Annotated in this window: 28 protein-coding genes and 1 tRNA gene; 12 read left to right on the forward strand and 17 right to left on the reverse strand. The window is 45.4% G+C overall.

All coding sequences use genetic code 11. The annotated features are described in order from the left end of the window. Nucleotides 1-13: 13 nt before the first annotated feature. Complete coding sequence (locus tag NDI33_RS21640; protein ID WP_190676702.1) at nt 14-1,606, reverse strand: FkbM family methyltransferase; 1,593 nt, start codon at nt 1,604-1,606, stop codon at nt 14-16. Between the two features lie 204 nt (nt 1,607-1,810). Between NDI33_RS21640 and NDI33_RS21645 the strand changes: the two genes are divergently transcribed. Beyond that, complete coding sequence (locus NDI33_RS21645) at nt 1,811-2,614, forward strand: hypothetical protein (RefSeq protein WP_190527790.1); 804 nt, start codon at nt 1,811-1,813, stop codon at nt 2,612-2,614. A gap of 243 nt (nt 2,615-2,857) precedes the next feature. On the opposite strand, the gene NDI33_RS21650 is transcribed toward NDI33_RS21645, so the two are convergent. The 4 genes from NDI33_RS21650 to apcD all read right to left on the reverse strand — a co-directional run bounded on the left by NDI33_RS21650 (nt 2,858) and on the right by apcD (nt 5,541). Continuing rightward, entirely contained in the window at nt 2,858-3,508 is a 651-nt protein-coding gene (locus tag NDI33_RS21650) for a transposase (protein ID WP_199300601.1), read from the reverse strand. Then, on the reverse strand, nt 3,459-4,031 hold the full coding sequence (locus NDI33_RS21655; protein ID WP_190527792.1) for a hypothetical protein: 573 nt from the start codon (nt 4,029-4,031) through the stop codon (nt 3,459-3,461). Before NDI33_RS21655 ends, NDI33_RS21650 begins: the two co-directional genes overlap by 50 nt. Nucleotides 4,032-4,189: 158 nt before the next feature. Further along, nucleotides 4,190-4,627: a hypothetical protein gene (locus NDI33_RS21660; RefSeq protein ID WP_190429045.1), complete on the reverse strand. Its 438-nt coding sequence runs from the start codon at nt 4,625-4,627 to the stop codon at nt 4,190-4,192. Nucleotides 4,628-5,055: 428 nt separating this feature from the next. Then, on the reverse strand, nt 5,056-5,541 hold the full coding sequence (apcD, locus tag NDI33_RS21665) for an allophycocyanin subunit alpha-B (protein WP_190429046.1): 486 nt from the start codon (nt 5,539-5,541) through the stop codon (nt 5,056-5,058). A gap of 75 nt (nt 5,542-5,616) precedes the next feature. On the opposite strand from apcD, the gene rlmD reads away from it, so the two are divergent. Together rlmD and NDI33_RS21675 are read left to right on the forward strand one after the other, a co-directional pair. After that, nucleotides 5,617-7,044: a 23S rRNA (uracil(1939)-C(5))-methyltransferase RlmD gene (gene rlmD / locus NDI33_RS21670; protein ID WP_190676704.1), complete on the forward strand. Its 1,428-nt coding sequence runs from the start codon at nt 5,617-5,619 to the stop codon at nt 7,042-7,044. A gap of 434 nt (nt 7,045-7,478) precedes the next feature. Then, a complete protein-coding gene (locus tag NDI33_RS21675; protein WP_190412826.1) occupies nt 7,479-7,928 on the forward strand; it encodes an ATP-binding protein in 450 nt (149 codons plus the stop codon). Here the strand turns inward: NDI33_RS21675 and NDI33_RS21680 are convergent. Further along, nucleotides 7,925-8,206: a DUF6439 family protein gene (locus NDI33_RS21680; RefSeq protein ID WP_190427741.1), complete on the reverse strand. Its 282-nt coding sequence runs from the start codon at nt 8,204-8,206 to the stop codon at nt 7,925-7,927. The two genes, NDI33_RS21675 and NDI33_RS21680, sit on opposite strands and share 4 nt — an antisense overlap. A gap of 37 nt (nt 8,207-8,243) precedes the next feature. Here NDI33_RS21680 and NDI33_RS21685 point away from each other — a divergent pair, with 37 nt between their 5' ends. Together NDI33_RS21685 and asnS are read left to right on the forward strand one after the other, a co-directional pair. Continuing rightward, nucleotides 8,244-8,621: a DUF2203 domain-containing protein gene (locus NDI33_RS21685; protein WP_190676706.1), complete on the forward strand. Its 378-nt coding sequence runs from the start codon at nt 8,244-8,246 to the stop codon at nt 8,619-8,621. A 125-nt stretch (nt 8,622-8,746) separates the two neighbouring features. Continuing rightward, nucleotides 8,747-10,138, forward strand: a complete 1,392-nt coding sequence (asnS, locus tag NDI33_RS21690; protein ID WP_190676708.1) for an asparagine--tRNA ligase — start codon at nt 8,747-8,749, stop codon at nt 10,136-10,138. A gap of 79 nt (nt 10,139-10,217) precedes the next feature. Here asnS and NDI33_RS21695 read toward each other — a convergent pair whose 3' ends face one another. The 6 genes from NDI33_RS21695 to NDI33_RS21720 form a co-directional block, all read right to left on the reverse strand. Then, a complete protein-coding gene (locus NDI33_RS21695) occupies nt 10,218-11,123 on the reverse strand; it encodes a DUF4394 domain-containing protein (RefSeq protein ID WP_190676710.1) in 906 nt (301 codons plus the stop codon). A 539-nt stretch (nt 11,124-11,662) separates the two neighbouring features. Then, nucleotides 11,663-12,109 carry a DUF488 domain-containing protein gene (locus NDI33_RS21700; RefSeq protein ID WP_190412822.1) on the reverse strand — a complete coding sequence of 149 codons (447 nt, stop codon included), beginning with the start codon at nt 12,107-12,109 and terminating at the stop codon, nt 11,663-11,665. Between the two features lie 6 nt (nt 12,110-12,115). Then, nucleotides 12,116-12,931 (reverse strand): hypothetical protein, encoded by an 816-nt coding sequence (locus NDI33_RS21705; protein ID WP_190676711.1) that lies wholly within the window; start codon nt 12,929-12,931, stop codon nt 12,116-12,118. 198 nt (nt 12,932-13,129) lie between these two features. Continuing rightward, nucleotides 13,130-13,597: a GNAT family N-acetyltransferase gene (locus tag NDI33_RS21710; protein ID WP_190676714.1), complete on the reverse strand. Its 468-nt coding sequence runs from the start codon at nt 13,595-13,597 to the stop codon at nt 13,130-13,132. A 373-nt stretch (nt 13,598-13,970) separates the two neighbouring features. After that, nucleotides 13,971-14,042: transfer RNA gene (locus NDI33_RS21715), tRNA-Thr, on the reverse strand. Beyond that, a complete protein-coding gene (locus NDI33_RS21720) occupies nt 14,022-14,186 on the reverse strand; it encodes a hypothetical protein (protein WP_190676716.1) in 165 nt (54 codons plus the stop codon). Before NDI33_RS21720 ends, NDI33_RS21715 begins: the two co-directional genes overlap by 21 nt. A gap of 124 nt (nt 14,187-14,310) precedes the next feature. On the opposite strand from NDI33_RS21720, the gene NDI33_RS21725 reads away from it, so the two are divergent. From NDI33_RS21725 to NDI33_RS21740, 4 genes are all read left to right on the forward strand, one after another. Next, nucleotides 14,311-15,456 carry a sulfate ABC transporter substrate-binding protein gene (locus NDI33_RS21725; protein ID WP_190412900.1) on the forward strand — a complete coding sequence of 382 codons (1,146 nt, stop codon included), beginning with the start codon at nt 14,311-14,313 and terminating at the stop codon, nt 15,454-15,456. A gap of 134 nt (nt 15,457-15,590) precedes the next feature. Next, nucleotides 15,591-16,448 carry a sulfate ABC transporter permease subunit CysT gene (cysT, locus tag NDI33_RS21730; RefSeq protein WP_190412818.1) on the forward strand — a complete coding sequence of 286 codons (858 nt, stop codon included), beginning with the start codon at nt 15,591-15,593 and terminating at the stop codon, nt 16,446-16,448. After that, nucleotides 16,438-17,319: a sulfate ABC transporter permease subunit CysW gene (gene cysW / locus NDI33_RS21735; protein WP_190527806.1), complete on the forward strand. Its 882-nt coding sequence runs from the start codon at nt 16,438-16,440 to the stop codon at nt 17,317-17,319. Before cysT ends, cysW begins: the two co-directional genes overlap by 11 nt. A gap of 99 nt (nt 17,320-17,418) precedes the next feature. Then, nucleotides 17,419-17,664, forward strand: a complete 246-nt coding sequence (locus NDI33_RS21740) for an NIL domain-containing protein (RefSeq protein WP_347275919.1) — start codon at nt 17,419-17,421, stop codon at nt 17,662-17,664. 58 nt (nt 17,665-17,722) lie between these two features. On the opposite strand, the gene NDI33_RS21745 is transcribed toward NDI33_RS21740, so the two are convergent. Both NDI33_RS21745 and NDI33_RS21750 read right to left on the reverse strand, forming a co-directional pair. Beyond that, nucleotides 17,723-18,370: a response regulator transcription factor gene (locus tag NDI33_RS21745; protein WP_190412815.1), complete on the reverse strand. Its 648-nt coding sequence runs from the start codon at nt 18,368-18,370 to the stop codon at nt 17,723-17,725. Nucleotides 18,371-18,571: 201 nt separating this feature from the next. Further along, a complete protein-coding gene (locus tag NDI33_RS21750; protein WP_190412814.1) occupies nt 18,572-19,024 on the reverse strand; it encodes a ferredoxin in 453 nt (150 codons plus the stop codon). 305 nt (nt 19,025-19,329) lie between these two features. Here NDI33_RS21750 and groES point away from each other — a divergent pair, with 305 nt between their 5' ends. From groES to NDI33_RS21765, 3 genes are all read left to right on the forward strand, one after another. After that, complete coding sequence (gene groES, locus NDI33_RS21755) at nt 19,330-19,641, forward strand: co-chaperone GroES (RefSeq protein WP_190412813.1); 312 nt, start codon at nt 19,330-19,332, stop codon at nt 19,639-19,641. 121 nt (nt 19,642-19,762) lie between these two features. Beyond that, nucleotides 19,763-21,400, forward strand: coding sequence for a chaperonin GroEL (gene groL, locus NDI33_RS21760; RefSeq protein ID WP_190412812.1), 1,638 nt, complete (start codon nt 19,763-19,765; stop codon nt 21,398-21,400). A gap of 267 nt (nt 21,401-21,667) precedes the next feature. After that, the gene (locus tag NDI33_RS21765; protein WP_190676718.1) at nt 21,668-22,744 is read left to right on the forward strand and encodes an HNH endonuclease; all 1,077 of its coding nucleotides are present in this window, start codon (nt 21,668-21,670) and stop codon (nt 22,742-22,744) included. Between the two features lie 131 nt (nt 22,745-22,875). Here NDI33_RS21765 and NDI33_RS21770 read toward each other — a convergent pair whose 3' ends face one another. From NDI33_RS21770 to ilvD, 3 genes are all read right to left on the reverse strand, one after another. Beyond that, a complete protein-coding gene (locus tag NDI33_RS21770; RefSeq protein ID WP_190676720.1) occupies nt 22,876-23,358 on the reverse strand; it encodes a hypothetical protein in 483 nt (160 codons plus the stop codon). A gap of 106 nt (nt 23,359-23,464) precedes the next feature. Next, nucleotides 23,465-24,796 carry a cytochrome P450 gene (locus NDI33_RS21775; protein WP_190676722.1) on the reverse strand — a complete coding sequence of 444 codons (1,332 nt, stop codon included), beginning with the start codon at nt 24,794-24,796 and terminating at the stop codon, nt 23,465-23,467. Nucleotides 24,797-24,905: 109 nt separating this feature from the next. After that, on the reverse strand, nt 24,906-26,591 hold the full coding sequence (gene ilvD, locus NDI33_RS21780) for a dihydroxy-acid dehydratase (protein ID WP_190676724.1): 1,686 nt from the start codon (nt 26,589-26,591) through the stop codon (nt 24,906-24,908). Nucleotides 26,592-26,866: the final 275 nt, after the last annotated feature.

The following is a 26,866-nucleotide window of genomic DNA, read 5'->3' on the forward strand; positions in this document are numbered from 1 at the left end:
AACGACTGAGGTTTTATAATTCCTGGGTGTGCAAAGCAATTATATTCAATTTACCTTGCAAATCTTCAGCAGAATTAACTGGAATAAGCTGCTGTAGGTAAGGCTGATATCGAAATAGTTGATAGCCTCTGGATGTCAGAAAATCGGCAACAGCTAGATTACTGCTTTTACTACCTGCAATATTTTCGTAAAGTATAGCAGGAGTAAATTCGCTGAGAATCTGGCTGCTTCCCTCTAACACTTTCATTTCATGTCCTTCAGCATCAATTTTCAATAAATCAACCTGCTTGACATGTTCGCGTTCAATTAGACTGTCAAGAGAAAAGCAGTCAATTTCCTCAAAATTACCATGCTGGTTTGTTGCTTCTGCATCACTAGAAACTATTTCGTTAAGTTCACTAGCAGCATGGAGAGACAATCGGGCTGTGCCATTGCGATCGCTTGCTGCTCCTGCACAAACTTTAACCCAACTTAAGTCATTAACTTTACAGGTTTCTTGCAAACAACGAACGCAGCCTGAAAAAGGTTCAACAGCTAGTACGCATCCTTCCGCTCCCACCTTTAAAGCAGCGCTGAAAGTATATACTCCTACATTCGCACCCACATCGATAACCGTCATACCGGGTTTTATCCAGTTTCGCCAAAACTCCATTTCTTTCTCGAACCAGTCTCCTTCAGCAATCAGTACGCTGGTTACAATACTGCGTAAACTTGGTTCAACCGCTAATAATAATTTGCCCTCAAAAGGTACATAAGTTAGTAAACTGTCAGCTTCTTTATTAGTCCATTTCCACTCTACAGAATCTGGCATTTTCTTGCTGATATTTCGCCCAATTTCTAGCCATAAACCAGCAGGTTGTATCTGTTGTATATCTCGATAAGCTAAATGTAGCGCTTGCAGAATAATTGCCGAATTTGCTGCTTTTTGCCTAGCGCGGTTTAAATACAAGAGTCCTTCCCATTGATTATTCATCAAACTAGAAATTCCCAGTTTTAGATTAACTGCAAGGGAATCGGGTGATAGTTGAGCAGCTAAATTTAATAATCGTAGTCCTGTTTTATTGTAAAAGACGAGAGTTGCCCAACACAAAATTTCACTGAATAACAACAGTGCTTGAGAATAGCCATCTTCAATTTGCAGAATTTGAGCTAGTTTCTCATACTGGAAATCTATTAAGCTAGTGGGAGTAGGAGGTAGATATACTATACCTAGAGCAATTGGTTTATCATTGATATAAGCAGGCTGGAGGGTAGCAACAAAGGTAGAAAAAGCTGTCTGCATCGCTTGTTCGCTTTCTCCAATCATGGCTAGGACTAGAGCCAGATGAGCTGTGCAGAGGGGATTACCATCCAACTCTGCCCCCCTATTTAATGCCTCTAAAGCCATCTCAACATAAAGCGAACGCACAGATGGCTCGTGAGACTGTTCTGCCTCAATGAGTGCCACTACTGCAATATTATTTAAATCTAAGGCGGATGTGGGGTCATCCCAAGAAGTACCATCAAGAATGGTGTTTATACGCGATCGCACATTTGAATCGAGGCAAATACAAGCCTTTTCGAGATATTTCCAATATGCATCAGCAGAAGCCAAAGAAGTTGCCATACTCCAACTCAGTTTTTATCATTTCTTATCAAAGTTAGACTATCATCATCTTAAACTAATATACTTCTAGAAGAAAATATCATATTTATTATAAAAACTTAATCAATCTTATTATATTATTTATACAGCTACAAACGATAAAGAAAAAACTTTAAACTTTTAAAAGACTAGTTATACTTTTTTACTTTTAAGCAGGTGATATAAATGCTTTCTCGATTTCGTCAAAGCTTCAGTCAACTAGTAGGTGCGTCCTTCTTAGCCCTGCTGTGTGTTTTGGCAATTGGAGTATTACAGATACCTCAATTAAATAAACTAAGTTCAAAAGCAAAAATTGCCTCAGCAGAAGAACTAGAAAAAGAAGTAGAAGCAGAAAACATCCGTCTCAATTTGCTCCAGAAATTTCCGGACTTTGGATTTGATAATCTTTTGGCCGACTGGGTATTTCTTGGATTTGCACAGTATTTTGGTGATGATGAAGTTCGTAAAGTTACTGGCTATACCCTCAGCCCAGAATATTTTGAAATAATAGTAAACCGCGATCCCAGATTTCGGGAAGCGTATCTTTTTCTTTCAGCTAGTAGTTCTTTATACGCAGCGCTGCCAGAACGATCTGTTGCTTTGATGGAAAAAGGGCTAAAGTCACTTACTCCTCAAGTTCCACCCAAGTCTTATTTTATTTGGCGTTACAAAGGGATGGACGAATTGTTGTTTTTAGGAAATGCTCAAGCGGCAAGGCAATCCTTTGAGAAGGCAGTGGAATGGGCGAAGGTTTATTCCGATCCAGAAAGCAAATCAGTAGCAGAAATTTCTCGCCAAACATCTGAGTTTTTAGTTCGCAACCCTAATAGCAGAAAGGCTCAAGTGTCTGGCTGGATTTTGGTGTTAACAAATCCAGTTATTGACGATCGCACGCGCAAGATTGCTATCAGTCGGATTGAGGCGCTGGGTGGTAAAGTCATTATTACGCCGGAAGGCGGAGTGCAGGTTCAGCTACCGGAGCAAGATTAAGGGATACCGCGCAGGTAGACTTTACCAGAAGAGATGAGATCGCTCTCTTTAACTTTCCTTCGTAGGTGTTAAAAACAAAACTGCCCCACAGCAAGACTGCTGTAGAGCAAGAGGACAGTTAAACGCTTACTCTAGTTTCCAGAAATCTAGCACCCATTGACTTGCCCTGTGTGACGGTATTTACAGTGTCCATTGAGAGAAATTAAAGGCGCGATAGGCTGCAATCCTGCTTGACTGACAAAATTAAGAAGCAGGAATGCGGGTGAGGACCGTAAATTCACGCTTGCAGGATTCATCGTATTGTCGCTTGGAAGCAAGGGCAGGTTGCGGGTCAGGTGCACCAGGGAGAAACGGAGCAACCTGAATTTTCCATTGCTGTGTAATGGCAAGGCGAATCCAGTTCCAACCCAGTTTGAGGTAACTCATCCCTCGTTGCCAGTGAGCATCGACTTGACGACGCTTGCCTGATACAACGACTTGCACTCCTTGTAATACCAGAAATAACATTGTTAAGGCAATGACAGCGCACAACTGAGACAGGGCAAACTTGTCCCGCAGCCTTGACGCTTCCAGTTTTAACCCGTTCGACTTAATGTCCAAAAACGATTCTTCCACCTGAAACCTCAAGCGATATTGGGCAAAAGTTTGCAGGGTGGTTGGTTCGTCACTCACAATCACCCAGGTTTCATTACTTTGCTTATCATGGGCAAATGCAAGATAGACGCTCGAATAGGGCTTGGTTTTGCCGACTGCAACCCCAGGAGTGAAGTAGGCTTGCCCCGGTTGCAACGCCACCGACGATACTTTGCGCCACTGCCCCTTAAGTTGAAACTGGAATGAGCGCTTAATGCGAATCCGAAAATGCCAACCCAGGGTTTCTTTGAGGTACTTCATCAACTTGCCATTGCTCAAAGCCCCGGTCTGCTAACAGGACAACGGCTACGCCAGGGGGCATCACTCGTGCCGCTTGCCGCAGCACCCGTTGAAGCGTCCACAACCGTACCGTACTGCTCGATTGCGCCACCACTCGCCAAGCTACCGGAACCGTTCTGCCCCGATACACCACCCCAATCCAGACGATGCAGAAACAATTCCACACTACGGTTGTGTCCAAGCTCAGATACAGTCGTTGGCTCTTCCACTGGCAGAGAGCTTGCTTGATGAGGGCATGATGGGCTGAAACAACATCAATTCGTCGATTCGATAACCAACGCCGAAACCGTGGTTGGTGCGACTGAGCAACTTTAGCCCGACTGATGACATACACCTCAAATCTATTGAGATGAACATTTTGGCTTTGAATTATGCCAATCATCATCCAACAGAGCGTTTGCAGATGGCGCACATCTTGCCACGGAATCTCACATTGACCCAGATAAGGACACAACGCATCATAAAGACGGGAAGTAGGTGACATTGATTTGACCGATTAGTGTGGTAACTCATCAGCTTAAATCAAGCTCTGCTTCCCTCCTAGCTTTTGTTCCAGTCCCATGCCCTTTTGTCAGTCAATCAGCGCTGCAATCTATGGTTTGTGCCTACTAAAGGCAAGACAGAAGCTGATGGAGGCGTTGGCTAAAAAGATGGATGTAGCAACAAACGATTTAGTATCAAGCCTAAACCAAACCCGCTCCAAGATACGGCAACGAGAATCCAAAAAGCTTGCAGTGCATTGAATTTAGCAGTTTGAAGGTCTAGTCTAGCTAGGGCACCTGCTGAGAGTAGAACAAAAATATTGGCAAAAATATTAATCCAGGTGAGGATAAAGACCCCAGCCAAAGCTCCGGTTATGACTGAAAGGAAGGCTCTAGTATCGGAATTCATCCAACGGGCAAAAAAGATTCTTAAGAGCCTGATAGGAGCCGTTAAAACCAAAGCTATCAACAAGGCTACTCCTATCTCTAACAGCAAAATCTCCCAGGTATATGTAAAGGAAAACAACCAGCCGTATACGCAATAAGTACCCAGAAGCAACGCCAGGGTTGCCCTAGGCAATCTTTTCAGGAAAGACATTCCATTCGTTGCGCTCCTTTTGGCGTATCAATCTTGTACCAAGAGTCTACACTGAGCTAGCAAACTATGGTCTCCTTTTTAGGCTTTTTTTAGGCTGGGGAGATTTTTGTCTTTTGGGCGATCGCGCAAGATACTACTGCGCCTGCAACTTTGTCCTACGCATTCGTAAGCGATCTTCTTGTGCGATCGCAATCACAGAAGAAGATGATTGATATCGCTCTCCCTGTATGGCTGAGTGGTCATACTAAGAGACGACTGAACTCTAGCCGAGTCATCAATAGGGAACACACGACCAGCCGACAGATTCTGTAGAGAGACTGTCGGTTTTTTGTCGTTACAAGCATGTCGCTACAAGCATAAAGACAAGAAGTGAAGAAGAATCTTTCTTCTTCACCCGCGCTCGCATGTTCTGTTTGATAGCGATAGAATCAGGACATGGCTTGAATAATGTAGTCGAAATAAGGAGCCGCGGCTATTGCATCGTCCTCGCTAAGTAAGTCGAGGGAGGCTTTTTTCAAGCAACGGATAGATTCAGCCATGCCTGGGACAGGAACGCCGAGGGAATTGTACATTTCCCTCACGCCAATCAAACCAATTTTTTCAATCGGTTCCTTGTCACCGGACAGAACTCCGTAGGTAATTAGACGCAAGTACCAGCCGTAATCCCGCAGGCACAGCGCCCGTTGCCGCTCCCCGTAGGCATTTCCCCCTGGCGCAATGAAGTCCGGGCGTTTTTGCCAGAGCTGCTTACTGGCTTCTTGAACAATTTTTTTCTCATTTTCAGCCAGCGTGTTGGCGATACGCACCCGCTGTGCGCCAGTTTGCAAAAAGTCTTTGATGCTGTTGAGTTCGCCACTACTGGGGTAACGAAGTTCGTCGTCTGCTTTGAGAATAACTTGGCTAACTACACTCATGATTATCGGGATGATTCAGAATATCATTCGTAGTTTAACGAGTCCGTGGGACACAAATAAAGAGACAGAGATAATATGTCACTAACAAAATCACTAAATACAGGTTCTAGCGAGGCGGGTGAAGACCTTTGGCAACAAGGTCAACTGGTGGAAATAATCATCAGCGATCTTAGTGACAGCGGTGACGGAGTGGGTCGTTTGGGAGGTCGGGTAGTTTTTGTCCCGGATACGGTTCCGGGCGATCGCGTTCTTGTGCGCTTAGTGCGAGTCAAACCTCAATATGCCCACGGCAAATTGGACGAGATTTTGGAAGCATCTAGCGATCGCATCCGTCCATCCTGCATCGTGGCAGATAAGTGTGGGGGCTGTCAGTGGCAGCATATTGACTACCAACACCAGCTAGAAGCAAAGAGAAATCAGGTGATCCAAGCCCTAGAACGCATTGGCGGGATCGCCCAGCCAACGGTCGATCCCGTCCTAGCCGCTGCCGATCCGTTGGGCTATCGCAACAAAGCGACCTATCCGGTAAAACGGTCATCTACGGGTCAAGTCCAAGCAGGTTATTACCAAAAAGGCAGCCACCACCTGATTAACTTGAATCAATGCCCGGTTCAAGACTCGCGTCTGAATCCCTTCCTGGCAGAAGTCAAGCAAGACATCCAGGAGCGGGGTTGGGGAATTTACGACGAAAAACTTCACCGAGGGAAAATCCGTCACCTAGGGCTGCGGATTGGGCGACGCACGGGCGAAATATTGCTAACCTTGGTCGTCAAAGATTGGAATCTCGCCGGGAGCGATGCTCAAGCTCAGGAGTGGTTAACTCGGTACCCCCAGCTAGTGGGCGTCTCGCTGAACTGCAATCCCGATCGCACCAATGCAATTTTTGGCACGGAAACCCGCTGTATCGCCGGACAACCTTACTTGCGCGAAGAATTCGCGGGTTTACAGTTCCAAGTGCGTCCCGACACCTTTTTTCAAGTTTATACAGAGCAAGCTGAAGCGCTGTTACAGGCGATCGCTGATGAACTGGATCTCCAAGGAAATGAGGTGCTAGTAGATGCCTACTGCGGCATTGGCACGTTAACCTTGCCGTTGGCGCAGAAAGTAAAGCAGGCGATTGGGTTGGAGATACAGCCAGAAGCAGTCGAGCAAGCGACTCTCAATGCCCAATTGAATAAAATCACAAATGTAAAGTTTTATGAAGGGACGGTGGAGACGTTGCTGCCCACGCTGGAGGTGAAGCCAGATATTGTATTGCTCGATCCCCCGCGGCAGGGATGCGTTAGCCCAGGGCGTCCGAAGGACGGTCGCGATGTCTTAGAAACCCTTTTAGAAATTCAGCCGAGTCGGATTGTCTACGTCAGCTGTAAACCTGCTACCCTAGCCCGCGATCTCAAATTATTGTGCCAATCGGGCGGCTATAAGTTAACCCGCGTACAACCCGCTGACTTCTTTCCCCAAACGTCTCACGTTGAATGTGCCGCCGTTCTTGTGGGCCAATAACAGCCCTTTGTAGCGTACTTGACTAACCGTTGGGGTGGCTTTTTTAGAAGATTTTGTTACAATGGAGAAAGTGGTTTGCCCGACAAATTTTGGGATAAAAAGCACTCCTCTAGAGGTCAGAAGTTAGCAAATTATTCGTATCCGTCAGAAAGCTAGCAATTTGCCAAGTAATCTAACGGAAAAATGCAGTTGGTATCCTCGATTAAAAAAAGAGAATACTGGACAAATACGCAATGATTAATGCTTGGCGATAGGTGTATTTAAGCCTGGACATCATCTCGAATCTACCTGTGATTCCCCTAATTGTACGCAAGAGATGTTGTACGCATAAGATGAGTCCAAAACTACTCGTATCAAAGCTGTATAGCGCTACGCGCATACCCTTCGGCATCTGACTGTTAATTCTATTGAATGAAAGTCTAGAGGTTTTTTGAGTGATTGCTATCTCACAGCGTCCGGTAAGGCGAACTTGGGGCACGATAAGCTTCGCTTCTACCCTCTACCTTTGTCCCGTTCTGGATCTTCTGTTAGCTCAGATTCCATCCCGGTGGCAAGCAGAAATTCGGCTAGGGCTGCAAGAGGCGCTAGTCAATGCGGCAAAACACGGCAATAAGCTCGATCCCAGTAAGACCGTGTCCGTGCGCTTTTCGATGGTAGAAGGACAATACTGGTGGGTAATTTCAGACGAAGGAACGGGCTTTTCTCCCCCCTGTGATTGCCATTCTGACCCCGAACAACATCTCCCTGACGACGAAGCAGAAAGCGGCAGAGGGATGTGTATCCTCCACCAAATCTTCGATCAAGTCCACTGGAACCACCAGGGAACGGAACTCAGACTCTGCAAGCAAGTCAAAAATCGCTTCCGGCAACCCCTGCTTTTCTAACGGTTGTGTCCATGAGTTGGGCAAGGCGGTGCTGAGATAGACTTGTCCAGCCAGCCAGAAGCCTGCTGAAAGCGCACCAACGCTTCTTCCGGTTGATCTTTCAAGAGAAATACCAATGCGGCGATGGCTTGTTCACCAGCACGAACTTTGCGGTTAGACTTGAGCCGATGCCAATCATTCGGTTGAATACTCAAGCGTTCTGCCAGAGCTTGAGCGAGTTCCAGGGTACTCAGTTCGTTCAAGTCAGAGGTTTTAGAAAGCTGGGTCGGTTGAGACATACTGAAGATAGACTCGCATTTATCCCTACTCTACTGTATGCCGCGCCGTCCAAAAGGATCAGAGCCATCACCTTCCCCACTTGGGGATCAAGAGCAATTTGAGCGATCGCTGTTGGAAGTTGAGACTTCGCTTGCCGATCTCAAAGAACGCTACGCCCAAGTGCAGCAAGACCAGCAACGGCAAGCAGAACTCCAGGAACGATTAGACCAGATAAAAAAGGAACAAAAGCTTTCCCAGCAGCGACAACTTCAAGTCGAGCTGCGGCGCATCAAAGAAGAGCTGGATACTATAGAACTTAACTTAGAAAGTCGTCTATTTTCTTGGGACAGTCTAAAGGAACCTTTTTGGCAAGCTGTCCGCTTTGGAGGGCTTGGCATTGTTGTAGGCTGGATCTTGAAGTCCTGCGCTGGGTAGGGGTTAGCAGGTTGAAAAGGTGGCAAGTTGAAGGGTGGCAAGTTGAAAGTTAAACCTTCAACCTTCAATTTTCAACTCTTTAACTATCGAGAACCTTCACTTAGCAGATAACAACAGATAACAACATGGTGACTCGACGGATTGCAGACATATTGCGAAATGGTCAGCCAGATGAGCCGCTGACGATCAAAGGCTGGGTACGAACGAAGCGAGAATTGAAAGAATGTGCCTTTGTTGAAGTCAACGATGGCTCATCAATGGCTAATCTCCAAGTTGTACTCAATCCGGATTTGTCAGATTATGGGAACACCATTAAGCAGCTGAACACGGGTGCTTCTGTAGAAGTTGCGGGTGTGCTGGTAGAGTCTCCGGCAAAAGGACAGCGGATTGAGCTGAAGGCAGAAACGGTGAAAGTCTATGGGGAAGCCGATCCCGAAACCTATCCGTTGCAAAAGAAACGTCACTCATTTGAGTTTTTGCGAACAATTGGACATTTGCGATCGCGCACTAATTCCTTTGGTGCCGTCTTCCGCGTCCGTAATGCCTGTTCCTATGCGATCCACCAGTTCTTTCAAGAGCGAGGATTCCTCTGGGTTCATACCCCGATTATCAGCGCTAGCGACTGTGAAGGGGCGGGAGAGATGTTTACCGTCACCAACCTCAATCTAAAGGACATCCCCCGCACAAACGCCCAGGAGATTGATTACAGCAAAGACTTTTTTGGACGCCCTGCCTATCTCACCGTCAGCGGACAACTGGAAGCTGAAGTCATGGCGATGGCATTCAGCAATGTTTATACTTTTGGCCCCACCTTCCGAGCAGAAAATTCCAATACTTCTCGCCACTTGGCAGAATTTTGGATGGTAGAACCAGAAATGGCTTTCTGCGATTTAGAAGGCAATATGGACTTAGCAGAAGCCTTCCTGAAGCACGTTTTCAAGTATGTGCTGGAGACGTGTCCTGAAGACATGGAGTTTTTTAACCAGCGAATTGATAACTCCGTTCTCGCTACAGCGGACAATATCATTAACAACGAGTTTGAACGGTTGACTTACACGGATGCGATCGCGCTTTTGGAAAAAGCCGATAAAAAATTCGAGTATCCCGTCAAATGGGGCTTGGATTTGCAGTCAGAACACGAACGCTATCTGGCTGAAGAAGTCTTCAAAAAACCTGTTATCCTTACTGACTACCCAACAGAAATCAAAGCCTTCTATATGCGCTTGAGCGACGATGAAAAAACCGTCCGCGCAATGGATATATTGGCTCCTAAAATTGGCGAAATTATTGGGGGATCGCAGCGGGAAGAACGCCTAGACGTGCTAGAGCGAAGAATACAAGCTCAAGGGCTAAATCCAGCAGATTATTGGTGGTATCTCGATCTACGGCGCTATGGCACAGTTCCTCACGCTGGCTTCGGTTTGGGGTTTGAGCGCTTAGTACAATTTATGACCGGAATGGGCAATATTCGGGATGTGATCCCCTTCCCTCGTGCGCCATTAACTGTAGATTTTTAAGTTCAGTAGGGTGGGCAATGCCCGCCCTACTGAAAGCCCAAAAAGCACAAAGGCAAAGTATGAAATCTTGAAACTATATTTAATTAGCTGACTTGACACGACGGCGGCTGCGACTTAGTAGGGCAAGCGCACCGAAACCGAGCAAAGAGCCAACAGTACCAGGCTCAGGGACGGAAGTGGCAGCAAGACCAACAATATTGCCGCCGCCACTGAAAGTGCCTAGTGTCGTAGCAGCACCTGTGCCCAAGTTGATGCTGTAAATGTTCGAGCCAGAAGCTGCGAAGGCATTATTGACGATGCTACCTCCCTTCTTGGTCGTTACAATGTCAAATCCTCCAGTTTCGCCGAAATCAACACCTAGGGAGCCAATCGTGTTCAGAATGCCAGCATTGGGCGGGTTCTGCTGAACCAATGTGTCGAGAGCAAAGTCAATTCCGTATAGTGCGGTTGTAGTTGTCCCAGCGAAGTTGTTGGTGTAGGCCGCAGCGGTGATATTGGGGTTAGCTCCGAAGTTGGGATCGCCAGATGCATAGTTTAAGGTTCCATCAGTAATCACTGCACCAGTGTCCACGTTTATGCGAAGGTTTTGGTCATTGCTACCAACAAGCCGCAGGCGGTCAGGTACTGGATTGAAGTCAAATCCTGACGTGACTCCTCCAGAGAAGGGAGCGCTGAGGTTACTTACCAAAGTCGCAGCACCTGTGGTGGTGTCAATCGTATAAATACCGTTTTTGTCTGTGACACCGTAGAGGAGACCATCGGCTGGTCGAAAGTCAATCCCTAGCACAGTCCCATCAACCCCTGCAATCTTTACGGTGCTAGAAATCTTGGAAAGTTTGCGGTTAAAGAAAACCAGGCTGTTATCGTCGTTCAGACCAATCAGCTTCATGGTCACTGCCTCTGCGGGTTTGGCAACGCCGAGCAGATCGAACATCGTAGCTACAGTTAATGCAGCGATCGCTGTACCAAGCTTAATTAGTTTCATGGGTAGTTCTCCGACTGCTAATTTTTTCTAGTTTTGTCAGCCAAGCTCAACAAGTAACTAAAACTACGCAAATATGCTTAGTTTTAACGGTGATTGACAATGACTGTGTACTGTACGGAGGAACTATCACTACGGTTTTCGGTCAGAGTCTATCTTTACAAATTCTTTAATTAGCAGCCTCTTTTCTCTCAAAAGATGAAGTTTTGATGAAGTTTTGCTGAAATGCTTGTTTAAACTACGCATTGTAAAACTACGGAAAGCAGAAACTTTCAGTTTGTGTTTCAAGGCAGTGTGGAAGTATAGCAACAGCCAGGGCGGTTAGGACGCTAAGTATAGAACATACTCCATAGCATCGCGTAGACAAACAAACTGGTCGAGTTGTTTGCGAATTCAACTTTTGAGCCAAGACTTGAGCCAAGGATTTGCGTTAAAACACTTCTTTGTTGATTCCGTAAGAGTTGACGCTTTAGAGAGTGTTCCACTACGAAATTTTCGATGTAACGCTTGAAGGTTTTTAATTGAGGCGGTGCTTTTTTAGTTTACTTCAAATGTTTAATTGGAACATCAACAAGCTTCTGTAGTTCGCAAGCAACATCTACTCTATGACATTTAGATGAGTCCATCTCAGCACACAATAGTAAAATCGTGCCGACTTCAGCAAGCTTTGAAATTTCTATTAGTGTTTCACGCGCTTTATCATAATCAGGAGGAATCCAGTTACTTTTACCAGATGTATTACCTAGAGATTCTTTTGATAAATACTTAATTTTTTTATAACTACAAATTTTTTCTATCTGCTCTTTGTACCATTGACGACTCCAAGCACGAGGGCTTAATCTAACGTCTATTACACAAGTGACATTAAATTCATGTAAGTAATCTAAAAAAACTTCGTGGTTTGTTCTATTTCCATAACCAAAAGTCAGGATGAGTCTATCCATATTAGAAATAGTTTTAGAATCATCTTCTGTAGCAATAATAGCCATTTTTATTCAGAAAAAACTGAGCTGTTCATATTTTACTATAGGTGGGTACACTAAACCAATAATCATAAAATTCTGGGGATGGCTTTTTAAATTCCCAACAATAAAATAAAGCTCTTTATCATACATAAAGCTGCTTTCGAGTTTTTGCCTAACTTTCTCCAATGCTTCATTCTCCTTAGAGTATAAATCAGCTAATTTTGAGCGTTCTCTACAATTTCTGTACAACTGCATGATTTCCCAGTCGGTGATTGTATATTTGTGTTTAACGTCATCATTATCTGTAAATTCATATCCAAACTTATAAGGAATTTTCTCTAATGTTGACAATGGATTGCTTGGTTCTAGTAAATCGAGCAACTCGAGCTGATCCTGCACGGCTTGCTGCTTATCGCTCCATTCACGTTCTACTGGCTTGCAAAAATATTTACTTATATTTTTAGGCTTAATTAAACCTAGAGTTTTATTTTGTTTTTTAATACTATTGATGGAATCAAACTGAAAAGGGAAAATGAAATATTTTATTTTTTCCCAATTATTCTCCGTCCCGACTTTTCTAAGGACACTTATAGAATCATCATCTATCCTATAACTTTCAGGTCTAGCATCCTTATCATTTTTTTCTATTCGAGCGCTGATAATACTCCATCTAGGAAATTTTTTATCGACTTCTAGCTCGCGGAAACGAATAGGATAAATGCGAATCCAACTTTTAGGATTTTCGTCGTCATCCAATAAGATTCCAGCCGTACAAACAGTTTCTTTGTATTTGGTGCTTATTGAAGGATAAGTTTTTGTTGCAATTAGTATTTTATTTCTTTCCATATAAGTTAACCTTCTTTAAATTCAAGGTGGCTTGGCGGTGCAAAGGGGAAAAGTTGGTTATAGGCTAGGCTACAAGGCCTGCTAGTGATTGTTGGCGCACGGGATCTCTGCCAAACCGTGAAATTTTCGATGCAAAAGAGCGATCGCGTTGCGCCGAAGAAGTCCGTTCGCTTTCGCTGGAACCATCGCCCCACTCGCTCAAAGCTGTTGAGATATTCTATGCGCTGTCGTAGAAGGGTCTTTTGGCGCAGGCGACTCTAGCTCAAACCCGTGCTTTTTGTACCAGTTGATAAGACCTGGAGTGGTGGCGATATCTTTGTGAGTCAAGCAACCGTAGATGTGTGTCATCCCCTTCTGGCGAGCGAAGTCAAGCGCAAACTTCAGAAGGTAAGTGCCTAGTCCTTTGTTGCGGTAGTTTCTAGGTTTGAGTTTAAATACTTTCCGCCACCTTGGGATCTCCACGACATCATCATCATCGGAGATAATCAAGTCGCCTATTTTCATTTCTCCTGGCGGATATTCTAGGAGGCATTGAAGCCGACCAACTTCCTGATTTTGATATTGCAGCTTGACGACAAGAAGCCCGGATTCATTGTCATAATCGCCTTTCATTTGGTACTGGCGACCTTGCTTATCTTTAACTAATTGCTCTATCTCCTGAGTCATCCAGCCGTTCTCGTAGACTTTCTAAAGTGCCAAGCCATGATGGGTTCCGCTTGATTCCAAAACCCAAGTCGCTGTTATAGGTGTACTTGTAGCGATCGCGCGATTATCTATAAATTACTTTTTGAAAGTTATTGCTTATGGTGCATTAGGCGTTTATATAGCTTGGGCAGCCCATAGATTATTCCACCAAATTCTAGCTTTAGGGCAGGTCAATCGCTAACTGAGAAGTAAGCTCTATTTACACCAATGAAGTAATTTTAGTGAAAGCTGGAACCATAATATTGCCACTGTTAAATGGAAGCATAAGCCTGCCGTTGCGGCAAAGTTATGGGTAAAGTCACAAGGAAGCTAGAAGGCACAAACTCACAAAAAAAGCTGGTGACAAGATTTGAACTTGCGACCGGCTGATTACAAATCAGCTGCTCTACCCCTGAGCTACACCAGCAACCAATGTATAGAATAGCAATTTTTGAATTAAATATCCAGTCCTTTCAGTATTAATACTCAATTCTTTCCCAGGAACATCAGCCAAATCATCAAAACTAATTTGGGCTGGAGTCGCGATCGCCCTCGCCTTCATCTTTGCCAAACCTCTGGCTGAAATTTCCTTGCGTAACTAGACACAAACGTTCTCAGTTGCTGTAGGATGTATGTTCGTAACCATAAATTACGGTATCCCGACCGACTTACCGGGGATAAAAGGAGAGCGTTTCATGCGTTTGTGGCAAATTACTCGGCTTAAGGCACTTCAACCGTGGAAACAACAGACAGCCAGATGGCTAAAGGTCACTTCCCGGAAGGGTTTTGTGTTTATGTTCCTGTTGGGGATGAGTTTAAGCGTAGCGATCGCATCTTGCGCCCCCAGTAACTCTAATTCCCCTTCCCCGACAACGACTGCCGCAGGTGGTGCCAGCCCAGCGGCAAAAACCGGCGATGCACAAGTAACCCTCGTCTCCTACGCGGTGACTCGCGCTGCTTACGAAAAAATTATTCCCCAGTTCACCGCTAAGTGGAAACAGGAACGCAACCAAAACGTTACCTTCAACCAAAGCTATGGTGGATCTGGCTCCCAAACCCGTGCCGTAATCGATGGTTTAGAGGCGGACGTTGTAAACCTGGCCCTGGCTCTTGATACCGAGAAGCTTGAGAAAGCCGGGTTAATTGAAGCTGGTTGGGAGAAAGAAGCACCGAATGGTGCAATTGTAACCAAATCTGTTGCAGCACTGGTTACTCGCGAGGGCAATCCCAAAGGAATTAAAACCTGGACAGACTTAGCCAAAGATGGCGTGCAAGTCATTACAGCTAACCCCAAAACTTCTGGTGGCGCTCGCTGGAACTTCTTAGGTTTATGGGGTTCAGTGACCAGAACCGGCGGTGACGATGCCAAAGCCCAAGAATTAGTCACCAAAGTTTACAAGAATGTCCCCGTGCTACCGAGAGACGCCCGCGAAGCCAGTGATGTCTTTTTCAAGCAAGGACAGGGAGATGTCTTAATCAACTATGAAAACGAAGTAGTATTGGCTGGGCAAAACGGTCAGAAACTTCCTTATGTCGTGCCCGATACGAACATCTCCATCGACAGCCCGGTCGCCGTTGTGGACAAAAACGTTGACAAACACGGCACGAGAGAAATTGCAGAAGCGTTTGTCAAGTTTCTATATACCCCAGAAGCCCAACGAGAATTTGCCAAAGTGGGATTCCGACCCGTTGATCCAACAGTAGGGGAAGAAGTCGCGAAGCAGTATGCCCCAGTTAAAACTCTCTTCACCGCTCAAGATTTGGGGGGCTGGGACGAGATCCAGAAGAAATTTTTTGATGACGGAACAATTTTTGACAAAATTCAAGCTAGCAGTAGATAAAGACTGACTAAGAGCTAATTGCTAATTGCGTCATTATCAACCAAGAAAAGACTAGGATTCATTAGCAATTAGCCACAATTAAAACCGAGAACAATTACCGAATTTCATCATTCTTTAATACTGGATACTTTTCTATGGCTGTATCGGCTCCTCCTCAACAAACTTCTGTTTGGAAAAACCCATTTCGCCAGATAAGCAGTATGTCCTGGCCTTGGCGGATTACCTTGGGGTATCTCACCATCATGCTCATCCTGCCAGTGTCTGCCCTTGTGTTGAAAGCAAGTACAGAAAAACCGATTGATTTTTGGAGAATTGCCACCAGTCCCATTGCTCTTGCAACCTACGATGTTACCTTCATCACAGCCTTCATTGCGGCACTGCTGAATGGGGTGTTTGGCGTGTTAATTGCTTGGGTTTTGGTTCGCTATGAGTTCCCATTCAAACGGTTCATTGATGCAGCCATTGATTTGCCCTTTGCACTGCCTACCTCAGTCGCGGGTTTGACACTGGCAACGGTCTACAGCGATAACGGCTGGATTGGTTCCCTGCTAGCACCTTTGGGAATTAAGGTGGCATTCACGCGCTTGGGAGTGGGGGTGGCGATGGTGTTTATCTCCTTGCCATTTGTCGTGCGAACCTTACAGCCTGTATTGCAAGAAATGGAGCATGAAGTCGAAGAAGCCGCTTGGTCTTTGGGAGCCTCTAAATTTCAGACATTTTGGCGAGTTGTTTTGCCACCTTTAATGCCAGCGATTTTAACGGGTGTAGCGTTGGGATTTGCGCGTGCTGTTGGAGAATACGGTTCGGTCGTAATTGTGGCGGCGAATGTACCTTTTAAGGACTTAATCGCATCCGTGTTGATTATTCAGCGATTGGAACAGTATGACTATTCTGGAGCAACAGTGATTGGGACTGTTTTATTAGTAATTTCGCTGTTAGTTCTAATCGTAATTAATGTTTTGCAAGCGTGGGGACGAAAGTATGAACTCTAATGTAGCAGGGAAGTCTTTTAATCCAGAATTAAAAACTCCTCAAGTCTCCCCAAACCAGAAGGAAAAAAGCTGGGTAAAAGTTGTTTTGATCGGGGTAGCGATCGCTTACTTGGCTGTGATTTTGTTCATTCCAGCTATCAACGTCTTTGTGCAAGCATTTAAGGGAGGGTTTGGCCCGTTTATCCACAATATGACGGAACCCCATTTTCTCCATGCCGTAAAGCTGACTATCTTGATCGCCCTGGTTGTCGTACCGATGAATGTCGTGTTTGGACTCTGTGCAGCGTGGGTGGTCGCACGACATCGATTCCGGGGTCGAACCTTTCTGATCAGCCTTCTAGACATCCCCTTTGCCGTATCCCCAGTCGTCGCTGGACTGATGATCGTGCTGCTCTATGGACGCAACGGTTGGTTTGGTCCACTGCTAGCGGCGGCAAACATAAAAATTATTTTCGCCGCGCCTGCAATGATATTGGCGAGTGCTTTTATTACGATGCCCTTCGTTGCCCGTGAAGTGATTCCCGTTTTGGAAGAAGCTGGTTCAGATCAAGAAGAAGCGGCTAAAACGTTGGGTGCAACTGACTGGCAAATCTTCTGGCGCGTCACTCTGCCAAATATTCGCTGGGGTCTCCTCTACGGCGTCATTTTGACCAACGCCAGAGTCATGGGCGAGTTTGGTGCCGTCTCGGTTGTATCTGGCAATATTGCGGGCAAAACTCAAACTTTGCCGTTGTTTGTGGAGGAAGCTTATAAGCAATACCAGACTCAAGCATCTTTCTCAGCCGCCGTTCTACTTGGGGCACTCGCGTTAGTGACCCTGGTCTTGAAAGAAATTCTAGAGCGTAAAACCAGTATTAAAGATGTTGAATAGGAGGAATTGAAGACTATGTATAGTACAAATGACTTGCCTGTAAATACATCAAAACCAGCTCAATCTACGACTGGGCACGAAGATAACAGACCTACTAAAATGCGTGTCAGAATCCGCATTCCCAAGGAATATCAGGAAGATCCAATCATCTCACGACTAGTCTCTCACCACGGTGTCACAGTTAATATTGCTGCTGCCCTTTTAGGAGCCAACGCTAGAGATGATGGCTGGTTTGACCTAGAACTCTCAGGATCGACTCGCCAACTTCAAAGCGCCTTAACTTATTTGAATGAACTGGATCTAGAACTGTGGGGCAAATCTGACAGCGAACAAGATGGGTGGTAACGAAAATTTAAAAAGGCAAAATTAATAATTTCAATTATTAATTTTGCCTTTTTATTTGTTAAGCCATATTACTCTCAATCGCCCAACGAGCTAACTCCGTGCGGTTATGGAGATTCGTTTTACCTAACATATTGGATACGTGGCTCTCAATCGTGCGCTGAGAGACGTTCATCTGCTCAGCAATTTCTCGATTTGCCATACCTCTTGCCACAAACTGAACTACTTTCAGCTCGGTCGGGGTTAATTCTACAGTGTCAGGTACCTGGAGTTTCGACCCTCCTTCAGTTCCTCTAGCTGGATGATGAATTAGGCGAGTGGCCTGCTTAAGAGAAGATTCCACTTGCGCCACCAATTCTTCAGGCTCAAAGGGCTTGACCATGTAGACATCTGCCCCAGTATTGAGACCCTTGACTCGGTCTTGGCTTTGACCTTTCGCTGAGAGGAATAGAACTGGAATCCAGCTGATGCGGGGATCTTCTCTGACGTGTTGCACAAGGGCAATTCCGTCCATCTCTGGCATCATGACATCACAGATAATCATGTCAGGAATATCATGCTCTAGAACTTCCAGTGCTTCCCGACCATTTTCAGCGGTGATGACTTCGTACCCCCGAAATTCCAGGTAGTCCTTGACCAGCAAAATCAGGTTGGGGTCGTCATCAATCAGCAACAGTCGTTTGTTATCTCTTATACTGGTGTCTTTCATGCTGTGCCACTCGCCAAGCCTGGAATTGTGAAAATTTAAACCGTTTTGTACGTATAGTTTACGTTTTTTTCAGCACCCTGCTGCACCGACTCCTACTAAGTCTAGGCAATTCCTATAATCTCTTTTTAGAAAATTATAGTCACTGACATGGGTCACAACGACGAAAATCTAGTAGGTACACGGAAGAATATAACGTAGCTACTATGTTACTGTATAGGGTTTTGGTAGTGGATGAACTAAGAAAGCGTATTCTTGCACAATTTTGTTGCCAATCAGATGTTCTTGGATAATCCGCTCAATGACTTCAGGAGTCGCTCCACGATACCAAACACCATCTGGGTAAACGACTAGAATTGGGCCTTGGGAGCAAACTCGCAGACAGTTTGCTTTGGTGCGGAAAATGCAAAGAGGGCTTTTGTCGGAAGGCTTGTCTAGTTTTAGCTCTTTAAGTCGCTTTTTCAAGTAATTCCAAGATTCTAAACTGGTTTCCTTGGAGCAACACTGGGGTAAGGTTGGATCGGCACAGATGAAGACATGGCGCTGAATTTGATTCAGTCCCAAGGTCTGCACACAAGCGGCGAGAGCGTTTGGGTCTGATGATTGACAAGTTTCAGGAATTTCAGGGCTAGACTCAGCCACTGTGTTTTCAGTCATTATTTATTTGATTTCCTTGGAAGAAGCGAGATATCCGTTTTTTAGGAGATTTTAGCGGTTCCAATTTTTTTTAGCAGATTGAGTGCGATCGCGCTATGCCATCCCAATGACTAAAGCTATCTTTGTGTCTTAAGCATTTCTACTAAAGTCTTCCGACAACCGGATAAGTTCGGGAACCCGTACAAAGAATTTTGTTGCGATCGCACACTGGTTGGGCTAAATTAGCACTCAGAGGTTGAGAGTGCTAATTCTCAACGAACGAATCGTGTGTCTTGAGTCAAACCTGTAATAGGAGCGAAGTTTGTATGGCAGCTGTATCTCTAAGCGTATCCACTGTTAAGCCGCTGGGCGATCGCGTTTTTGTGAAAGTGAGCGCTGCTGAAGAGAAAACCGCTGGTGGAATTCTTCTTCCTGATAATGCCAAAGAAAAGCCTCAAGTAGGGGAAGTCGTCGCTGTGGGACCTGGCAAGCGCGATGACAAAGGCACTCGTGTTGAGTTGGAAGTCTCTGTGGGCGACAAGGTTCTCTACTCCAAGTACGCTGGCACAGACATCAAACTCGGCACAGAAGAGTACGTTCTGCTCTCAGAGAAGGACATTTTAGCAGTCGTTTCATAAAGTTATGAGTTCTGAGTTGAGAGTTCCGAGTTAAAAACATCTGCTTAACTCAACACTCAAAACTCAACGCTCAACACTCCTTCAAAACTCAAAACTCAAAACTCAAAACAACTGAGGAACTATGGCTAAGCGCATTATTTACAACGAAAACGCTCGTCGCGCCCTGGAAAAAGGGATGGACATCCTAGCTGAAGCAGTGGCTGTCACCCTCGGCCCTAAAGGCCGCAACGTGGTACTAGAGAAGAAGTTTGGCGCACCGCAAATCGTGAATGATGGTGTCACCATTGCCAAAGAAATTGAATTAGAAGATCACGTTGAAAACACGGGTGTCTCCTTAATTCGTCAAGCTGCTTCTAAGACCAATGATGCTGCTGGTGATGGCACCACGACTGCAACCGTTCTCGCTCACGCAATCGTAAAAGAGGGCTTGAGAAACGTTGCTGCGGGTGCAAATGCAATTTCTCTGAAGCGCGGGATTGACAAAGCTACTGGCTTCCTGGTGGAAAGAATTGCCGAACACGCCAAACAAGTAGAAGATTCCAAAGCGATCGCTCAAGTTGGAACCATCTCTGCTGGTAACGACGAAGAAGTTGGTCGGATGATCGCTGAAGCGATGGATAAGGTGGGCAAAGAAGGCGTCATCTCTCTAGAAGAAGGGAAGTCCATGACCACCGAACTAGAAATCACCGAAGGGATGCGCTTTGACAAAGGCTACATCTCTCCCTACTTCGCTACCGACATGGAGCGGATGGAAGCGGTTCTGGAAGAGCCTTTCATCCTGCTGACCGATAAGAAAATCACGCTTGTCCAAGACTTAGTGCCCGTTCTGGAGCAAGTCGCTCGTGCTGGTCGTCCTCTGATCATTATCGCTGAGGACATCGAGAAAGAAGCACTGGCAACCCTAGTGGTTAACCGCCTGCGGGGTGTGCTGAACGTGGCTGCTGTTAAGGCTCCTGGTTTTGGCGATCGCCGTAAAGCAATGCTAGAAGACATTGCCGTTCTCACTGGTGGTCAGCTGATCACCGAAGATGCTGGTCTGAAGCTAGAAAGCACCCGGTTAGAAATGCTGGGCAAAGCTCGCCGCATCAACATCACCAAGGACAACACCACAATTGTCGCCGAAGGCAACGAAGCTGCTGTGAAGTCTCGTTGCGAGCAAATCCGCCGTCAAATGGACGAAACCGATTCTTCCTACGACCGCGAGAAGCTGCAAGAGCGTCTAGCTAAACTGGCTGGTGGCGTCGCCGTCGTCAAAGTGGGCGCTGCGACCGAAACCGAAATGAAGGACAAGAAGCTGCGTCTGGAAGATGCCATCAACGCTACTAAAGCTGCTGTGGAAGAAGGGATCGTTCCTGGCGGTGGTACAACCTTGGCTCACCTGACTCCCCAGTTGGAAGAGTGGGCTACCGCTAACCTGAAGAATGAAGAGCTGACAGGTGCGATGATTGTTTCTCGTGCTTTGGCTGCTCCTCTGAAGCGGATCGCTGAAAACGCCGGTCAGAATGGCGCTGTCATCGCTGAGCGCGTCAAAGAGAAGGACTTCAACGTCGGCTACAACGCTGCAACGAATGAGTTCGTCGATATGTTTGAAGCCGGTATCGTTGACCCTGCCAAGGTGACTCGTTCCGCTCTGCAAAATGCCGCTTCTATCGCTGGCATGGTGCTGACAACCGAGTGTATCGTGGTTGACAAGCCTGAGCCGAAAGATGGCGCTCCTGCGGGTGCTGGCGCTGGCATGGGCGGCGACTTCGACTACTAATCGTTTTAACGATTGTTGGAGCAATTTATAATTTGCTCCAATGGTAACAAGATTCAAAATTATTTAAGCCGTCTCTATAGAAGAGACGGCTTTTTTATAGATACTAAATTAATTTGTTGATGCGCTTTAGCAAAAGCAGGACACCTCAACTAAATAATTTTTATGCCACCATTTTTTTTATCCAAACTAAGGTGTTGTTTCCTGCCAAACAACACCTTAGTTTGGTTGATATGATTAAAACAAGAGCAATTTCAAGTGAAAAGAAATATGAAAACAAAAGATGTGAAAATACTTTGGGGTCGTTCGGGAAATCGGTGCGCTTTTCCTGGTTGTAAAATTGAGCTAACGCCGGATAGTGCAGAAAGTTCGCTGGGGGAAATGGCTCATATAGTTGCTGAATCACCAAATGGGCCTCGTGGTAATAGCTATCTTACCTGTGAGGAAAGGGATGAATACTCTAATTTGATACTGTTATGCCCAACACACCATACTTTAATTGATTCCAATCCAGAAGAATGGACGGTGGATAAATTGAAGCAAATAAAGAGGGAACATGAAAATTGGGTTTCTACACAACTAGCTCAAAATAGAATTTTCGTTGAGCGAATTGATAATTCAAGTTTTATAGAGACCCAGAAAAAAGAATGGGCTAAATTTGCAGAAAATTATGTATGGATTATAGTTAGTATAACACCGCTCAACATATCTAATGATGATGCAATTAATCCCCTAAACAGAGCTTTACTCAATTCAATCAATAGTTTAAAATTATTAGACTACATCTCATATTCTGAAATAACTGTTAACCACTATCATACAAGCCCTAATGAATATGGAGTTGTCAATCAAGACTTAAGAAATATAAAAGAGGGATCAGCTCATAAAATTCAAGTTTTTAGGAATGGTCACTGTGAATTTATGGTTTGCTTAGAAAATGTTCTAGAAGTAGATTCTGACCATACTCACCATCAAAATTTGCTGCATAATCCTTCAACAAAGATTTTATTTTATAAAGATATGGCAGAGAGTCTGAGCAATCAAATCGAGGGTTTAATAAATATATGGAATGATGGGCTAACCTTTAAGGATATGTTAATAACTGCTGTGATGACGAATACAACTTATATGCGTTTATATTCAGGGAGAAAAACCTGGAACGGTTATGAATTGGGATCTCCAGTGAGTGATCCAATACTTCAATACAGTAAAGTTATAAATAAAGAAGAAAGCAAAGCTGCGGTAGAGGAGTCGTTTATAAAACGGTTTGTAAACCATTTTGGTTTAAATATTGATACTGTTTTTGATAATAATGGGAATATGAATAAGCCGGGAAAACTCTACTAAAATTGGATTATAGGTAAGACAAAGTAGTTTTTTATCTAGTAATAAAAGTTGTCATAAAAATGGAGCAGCAGAAATTGTGATAGTGTATTTTTAAATAAAAAATGCGATGTTTAGTTTTACCAACGCTTCTTTCAAACTTCTATATCAATTTTGTTTGAATTGAGAATAGCTGCCACTTCTTGTAACAGCTCGTTCTGCTCTTGTTGAATCGCTTCTAGCCTAGAGGAAATCTCTGCCAGTCGTTGCTGTTTATCTTGCTGAGTAGATAGAGAATTTGAATCCGGTAAAGCTGGGAGTTCAGCATTCTTGGCACCTGTTAACTGTTTGAAAGCTAAGCCTCCAAACTTTGATATTGATTGAAAACTAACTCCAAATAAGAGCTGAATTAGCTTAAAAGGAGCTTTCAAGATTGATAAGCTAGTTGTTTCAATTAAGCGACCAACTGCTTTGATTAAGCTTCCAGCGATCGCTACCACGAACAACAAAATAACTAAGCTGACAATTGGGTGATTCGTCCCCCAGATGAATACCTGAAGTAGCCGCAAGACGGAGGGGTGAGCTTGCAGCCACTCATTGATAGAAGAAGCGATCGCTGTTTGAATTGGATTAGACATAACACCACCAGAGCTAAACGCTTTTTGCTGCGTTTGTTCTTATAGAGCCTTTGGTTTCTCAATTGTGATGAGATCGCTTTCCCGAACCAGAGCGATCTCATCACACCTATTTTTCACACAACACTTGCAACGGTTGAAACCGAACCCGCAGCCTATCTCTTGGGTGGCTGGTGGGAATTTCTACTGAATCCAGGCGTTGATTCGGGAATAGTTCCCATTGATAACTGCGTAGTAAGTGGGCGGCTACAATTTTCATCTCCATTTTCGCAAATGCTATCCCAATACAAATTCTCGGCCCACCGCCGAAACCAATTAAACTAAAAGGACGCTGCTTGTGTTCTTGCCTTTGGGGGCTGAAGCGATCTGGATCGAAACGCTCTGGTTCGGGGTAAACCGTTGATAGTCGATGAGTCCCGATAATCGAATACACCGCCTGCCACCCAGATGGAACTTGAAAGCCATTAAACTCAAATGGTTTGACGACACCGCGAAAACCACCTCCGACGGGCTGATGCAGTCGTTCAGTCTCGCAGAGAATTTGGTCTAGATAAGGCATTTGCCCTAATTGTTCTAAATTCACCCCTCCCCTAGCTGTAAGCTGCTGCTGTTCTTCCCTGGCGCGTTGCAGAACCTCTGGGTGACGGCTTAACTCCAGGCACAACCAAGTCAGCATTGAAGTGGTCGTTTCATGCCCAGCGAAGAGTAACAGCATCGCTTGGGCGCGGATTTCCTTTTCGCTCATGCTGTTACCGTCTTCATCTTTGGCTTGTAATAAAAGGCTGAGAACGTCTTTAGTCGGATGTTGCTGGCGATCGCGTACCACTTTGCTCAAATGTTCTAAGATTTCGTTACGAGCCGCGATCGCTTTCCCAAACTGTGTAAACGGTAAAGGCAGCGGATTGATGGCAAATAGCCCATTTGTTAGTCTTGTAAACAACTGGCTCAACCGTACCGCTTCTGGTCCCGGATTCGTACCCAACAATAATTGACTGGCAATATCAAACGTTAGCAGTTTGAATTCATCAAACCAGGTAAATTCTTGTTTCTGCTGCCATTTTTCGAGATAGCTTTGCGTAATCGACTCCATTGTGGCAACGTAGTTTCCTAACGCTGCGCCATGCAAAGCTGGCATCATCAGGCGGCGATTTCTCCGATGCTCCTCACCATCTTGCACAAATAGTGATTCGCCCAGCAGCATTTTAAAATTGTTGGGCCACCCTTCGCGCCACGAGAAACAATCCATGTGGCTGGAGAGAACAAATTCAGCTGCCTCTGGCCCCACCATAAAAACCGTAGGTTTGCCAATAACATGACTCTTAAAGATAGAGCCATATTGCTGATAGCGCTTTTCGATAAATTTGGGGTCGAACACAAACGCGAGTGTTTCGCCAAGCACCGGCAACCCCATCCTACCAGGAGGAAGTTTATCGCTGTTCATTATTGTTAATCTGCGTTAAAAGTTATAAAAAAATGAAGTATAAAGAGAAACTTCAGGGTTCTTCTTTTATACTTCATTTTTTGGTTTATCTAACAGTTAAAGACTGTTTTCAACCCAAATCTAAATCCGTCACGGCACCGACACTGCTAGAAGAAACTAACTTGGCATATTTTGCCAGTACGCCAGTTGTATAACGCGGTTTAGGCGGTTGCCAAGCAGCGCGACGACGCTCTAGCTCTTCATCGGGTACATGAAGGTGTAACAGGCGATCGCGTGCATCAATTGTAATGGTATCGCCTTCTTCAACGAGAGCGATCGCGCCTCCTACAGCCGCCTCTGGGGCTACGTGACCGACAACCATGCCGTAAGTCCCACCAGAGAAGCGTCCATCGGTAATCAAGCCAACAGCATCCCCTAATCCCGCACCAATCAGGGCAGAAGTGGGAGCCAGCATTTCTCGCATTCCAGGACCACCCTTGGGACCTTCGTAGCGAATCACTAGGACATCTCCACGGTTGATCTTGCCAGCCAGAATGGCTGCTAAAGAAGCTTCTTCAGATTCAAACACCCGCGCTGGGCCGGTTATTGAAGGGGTTTTGACGCCGGTAATTTTGGCAACAGCCCCTTCCGTTGCCAGATTGCCTCTCAGGATGGCTAGGTGCCCTTGAGCATACATCGGGTTATCCCAGGGACGGATAACATCTTGATCAGCACGGGGCTGTTCTGGGACATCTGCCAAGACTTCAGCAATGGTTTGTCCGGTGATGGTCAGGGCGTCTCCGTGTAGCAAATCGTGTACCAGGAGCATCTTCATCACCTGGGGAATTCCACCGGCTTTGTGGAGGTCAGTGGCGACATACTGACCGCTAGGCTTGAGGTCGCACAAAACTGGAACGCGGGCGCGAATGGTTTCAAAATCATCCAGGGATAATTCGACCCCAATCGTATGAGCGATCGCGAGTAAGTGCAGCACGGCATTCGTAGAACCGCCCACTGCCATAATTACAGAAATGGCATTCTCAAACGCTTTTCGGGTAACAATCTGTCGCGGTAAAAGTTGTTTTTTAATTGCCTCTACTAGGACAAAAGCAGATTTCTCAGCACTTTCTGCTTTTTCAGCATCTTCTGCTGCCATTGTGGAAGAATAAGGCAAGCTCATCCCCATCGCTTCAAAAGCGGAAGACATTGTATTGGCAGTGTACATTCCGCCGCAAGAACCGGCACCCGGACAAGCCTTGCGTTCTACTTGCAGCAACTCATCCGTGTCTATTTTTCCGGCGCTGTGTTGCCCCACCGCTTCAAAAGCACTCACAACCGTCAAATCGCGCCCGTTGTGATGTCCCGGTTTAATCGTACCGCCATACACGAAAATAGCCGGAATATTCATCCGAGCGATCGCAATCATCGCTCCCGGCATATTCTTATCGCAGCCCCCAATTGCCAGCACTCCATCCATACTCTGCCCGTTGCAGACAGTCTCAATCGAATCGGCGATTACTTCCCGCGACACCAGGGAATACTTCATCCCTTCGGTGCCCATTGAAATCCCATCGCTGATGGTAATCGTGCCGAACATCTGAGGCATCGCCCCAGCCACCTTGGCCCCAGTTTCAGCCCGTTTTGCTAAATCATTTAACCCCATATTGCAGGGGGTAATGGTGCTGTACCCATTGGCAATTCCCACAATGGGTTTCGTAAAATCCTCATCTCCAAAACCAACAGCACGTAACATAGCCCGGTTGGGCGATCGCTGTACGCCTTGGGTGACGACTTGGCTTCTCAAATTCTCCGGCATTCTCTGTCCTTAAGATTGCTTTTCGGTGGATCGGCTATTCTCTTTGCAGGTTTGGTGTTTGAGAGAAGGTCTCCCCATATAACTAGATTACAGGAATCTTCTTGTCAAAGAGCTACCCGCTGACAGCTACCAGGTGGCAGCTATTTTGTAACAATTAGAGTTAATTGAGCGGAGTTGAGCGCTCAAGTTAGGAATAAGATTCAGTAGCTAGAGATTAACCTCTAGTTCTAATAATTATTTAGGAGTTTCCAGCCTTGTAAATCTTTAATAGAAAA

This window comes from Trichocoleus sp. DQ-A1 (assembly GCF_039961955.1).
Taxonomy (GTDB): Bacteria; Cyanobacteriota; Cyanobacteriia; order Cyanobacteriales; family FACHB-T130; genus FACHB-T130.

Bases quoted from the DNA above. Each gene is read 5' to 3' on its own strand.
- NDI33_RS21640 (WP_190676702.1), bottom strand. From the start codon at position 1,606: ATGGCAACTTCTTTGGCTTCTGCTGATGCATATTGGAAATATCTCGAA.
- NDI33_RS21645 (WP_190527790.1), top strand. From the start codon at position 1,811: ATGCTTTCTCGATTTCGTCAAAGCTTCAGTCAACTAGTAGGTGCGTCC.
- NDI33_RS21650 (WP_199300601.1), bottom strand. From the start codon at position 3,508: ATGAAGTACCTCAAAGAAACCCTGGGTTGGCATTTTCGGATTCGCATT.
- NDI33_RS21655 (WP_190527792.1), bottom strand. From the start codon at position 4,031: ATGTCACCTACTTCCCGTCTTTATGATGCGTTGTGTCCTTATCTGGGT.
- NDI33_RS21660 (WP_190429045.1), bottom strand. From the start codon at position 4,627: ATGTCTTTCCTGAAAAGATTGCCTAGGGCAACCCTGGCGTTGCTTCTG.
- apcD (WP_190429046.1), bottom strand. From the start codon at position 5,541: ATGAGTGTAGTTAGCCAAGTTATTCTCAAAGCAGACGACGAACTTCGT.
- rlmD (WP_190676704.1), top strand. From the start codon at position 5,617: ATGTCACTAACAAAATCACTAAATACAGGTTCTAGCGAGGCGGGTGAA.
- NDI33_RS21680 (WP_190427741.1), bottom strand. From the start codon at position 8,206: ATGTCTCAACCGACCCAGCTTTCTAAAACCTCTGACTTGAACGAACTG.
- NDI33_RS21685 (WP_190676706.1), top strand. From the start codon at position 8,244: ATGCCGCGCCGTCCAAAAGGATCAGAGCCATCACCTTCCCCACTTGGG.
- asnS (WP_190676708.1), top strand. From the start codon at position 8,747: ATGGTGACTCGACGGATTGCAGACATATTGCGAAATGGTCAGCCAGAT.
- NDI33_RS21695 (WP_190676710.1), bottom strand. From the start codon at position 11,123: ATGAAACTAATTAAGCTTGGTACAGCGATCGCTGCATTAACTGTAGCT.
- NDI33_RS21700 (WP_190412822.1), bottom strand. From the start codon at position 12,109: ATGGCTATTATTGCTACAGAAGATGATTCTAAAACTATTTCTAATATG.
- NDI33_RS21705 (WP_190676711.1), bottom strand. From the start codon at position 12,931: ATGGAAAGAAATAAAATACTAATTGCAACAAAAACTTATCCTTCAATA.
- NDI33_RS21710 (WP_190676714.1), bottom strand. From the start codon at position 13,597: ATGACTCAGGAGATAGAGCAATTAGTTAAAGATAAGCAAGGTCGCCAG.
- NDI33_RS21725 (WP_190412900.1), top strand. From the start codon at position 14,311: ATGCGTTTGTGGCAAATTACTCGGCTTAAGGCACTTCAACCGTGGAAA.
- cysT (WP_190412818.1), top strand. From the start codon at position 15,591: ATGGCTGTATCGGCTCCTCCTCAACAAACTTCTGTTTGGAAAAACCCA.
- cysW (WP_190527806.1), top strand. From the start codon at position 16,438: ATGAACTCTAATGTAGCAGGGAAGTCTTTTAATCCAGAATTAAAAACT.
- NDI33_RS21740 (WP_347275919.1), top strand. From the start codon at position 17,419: ATGCGTGTCAGAATCCGCATTCCCAAGGAATATCAGGAAGATCCAATC.
- NDI33_RS21745 (WP_190412815.1), bottom strand. From the start codon at position 18,370: ATGAAAGACACCAGTATAAGAGATAACAAACGACTGTTGCTGATTGAT.
- NDI33_RS21750 (WP_190412814.1), bottom strand. From the start codon at position 19,024: ATGACTGAAAACACAGTGGCTGAGTCTAGCCCTGAAATTCCTGAAACT.
- groES (WP_190412813.1), top strand. From the start codon at position 19,330: ATGGCAGCTGTATCTCTAAGCGTATCCACTGTTAAGCCGCTGGGCGAT.
- groL (WP_190412812.1), top strand. From the start codon at position 19,763: ATGGCTAAGCGCATTATTTACAACGAAAACGCTCGTCGCGCCCTGGAA.
- NDI33_RS21765 (WP_190676718.1), top strand. From the start codon at position 21,668: ATGAAAACAAAAGATGTGAAAATACTTTGGGGTCGTTCGGGAAATCGG.
- NDI33_RS21770 (WP_190676720.1), bottom strand. From the start codon at position 23,358: ATGTCTAATCCAATTCAAACAGCGATCGCTTCTTCTATCAATGAGTGG.
- NDI33_RS21775 (WP_190676722.1), bottom strand. From the start codon at position 24,796: ATGAACAGCGATAAACTTCCTCCTGGTAGGATGGGGTTGCCGGTGCTT.
- ilvD (WP_190676724.1), bottom strand. From the start codon at position 26,591: ATGCCGGAGAATTTGAGAAGCCAAGTCGTCACCCAAGGCGTACAGCGA.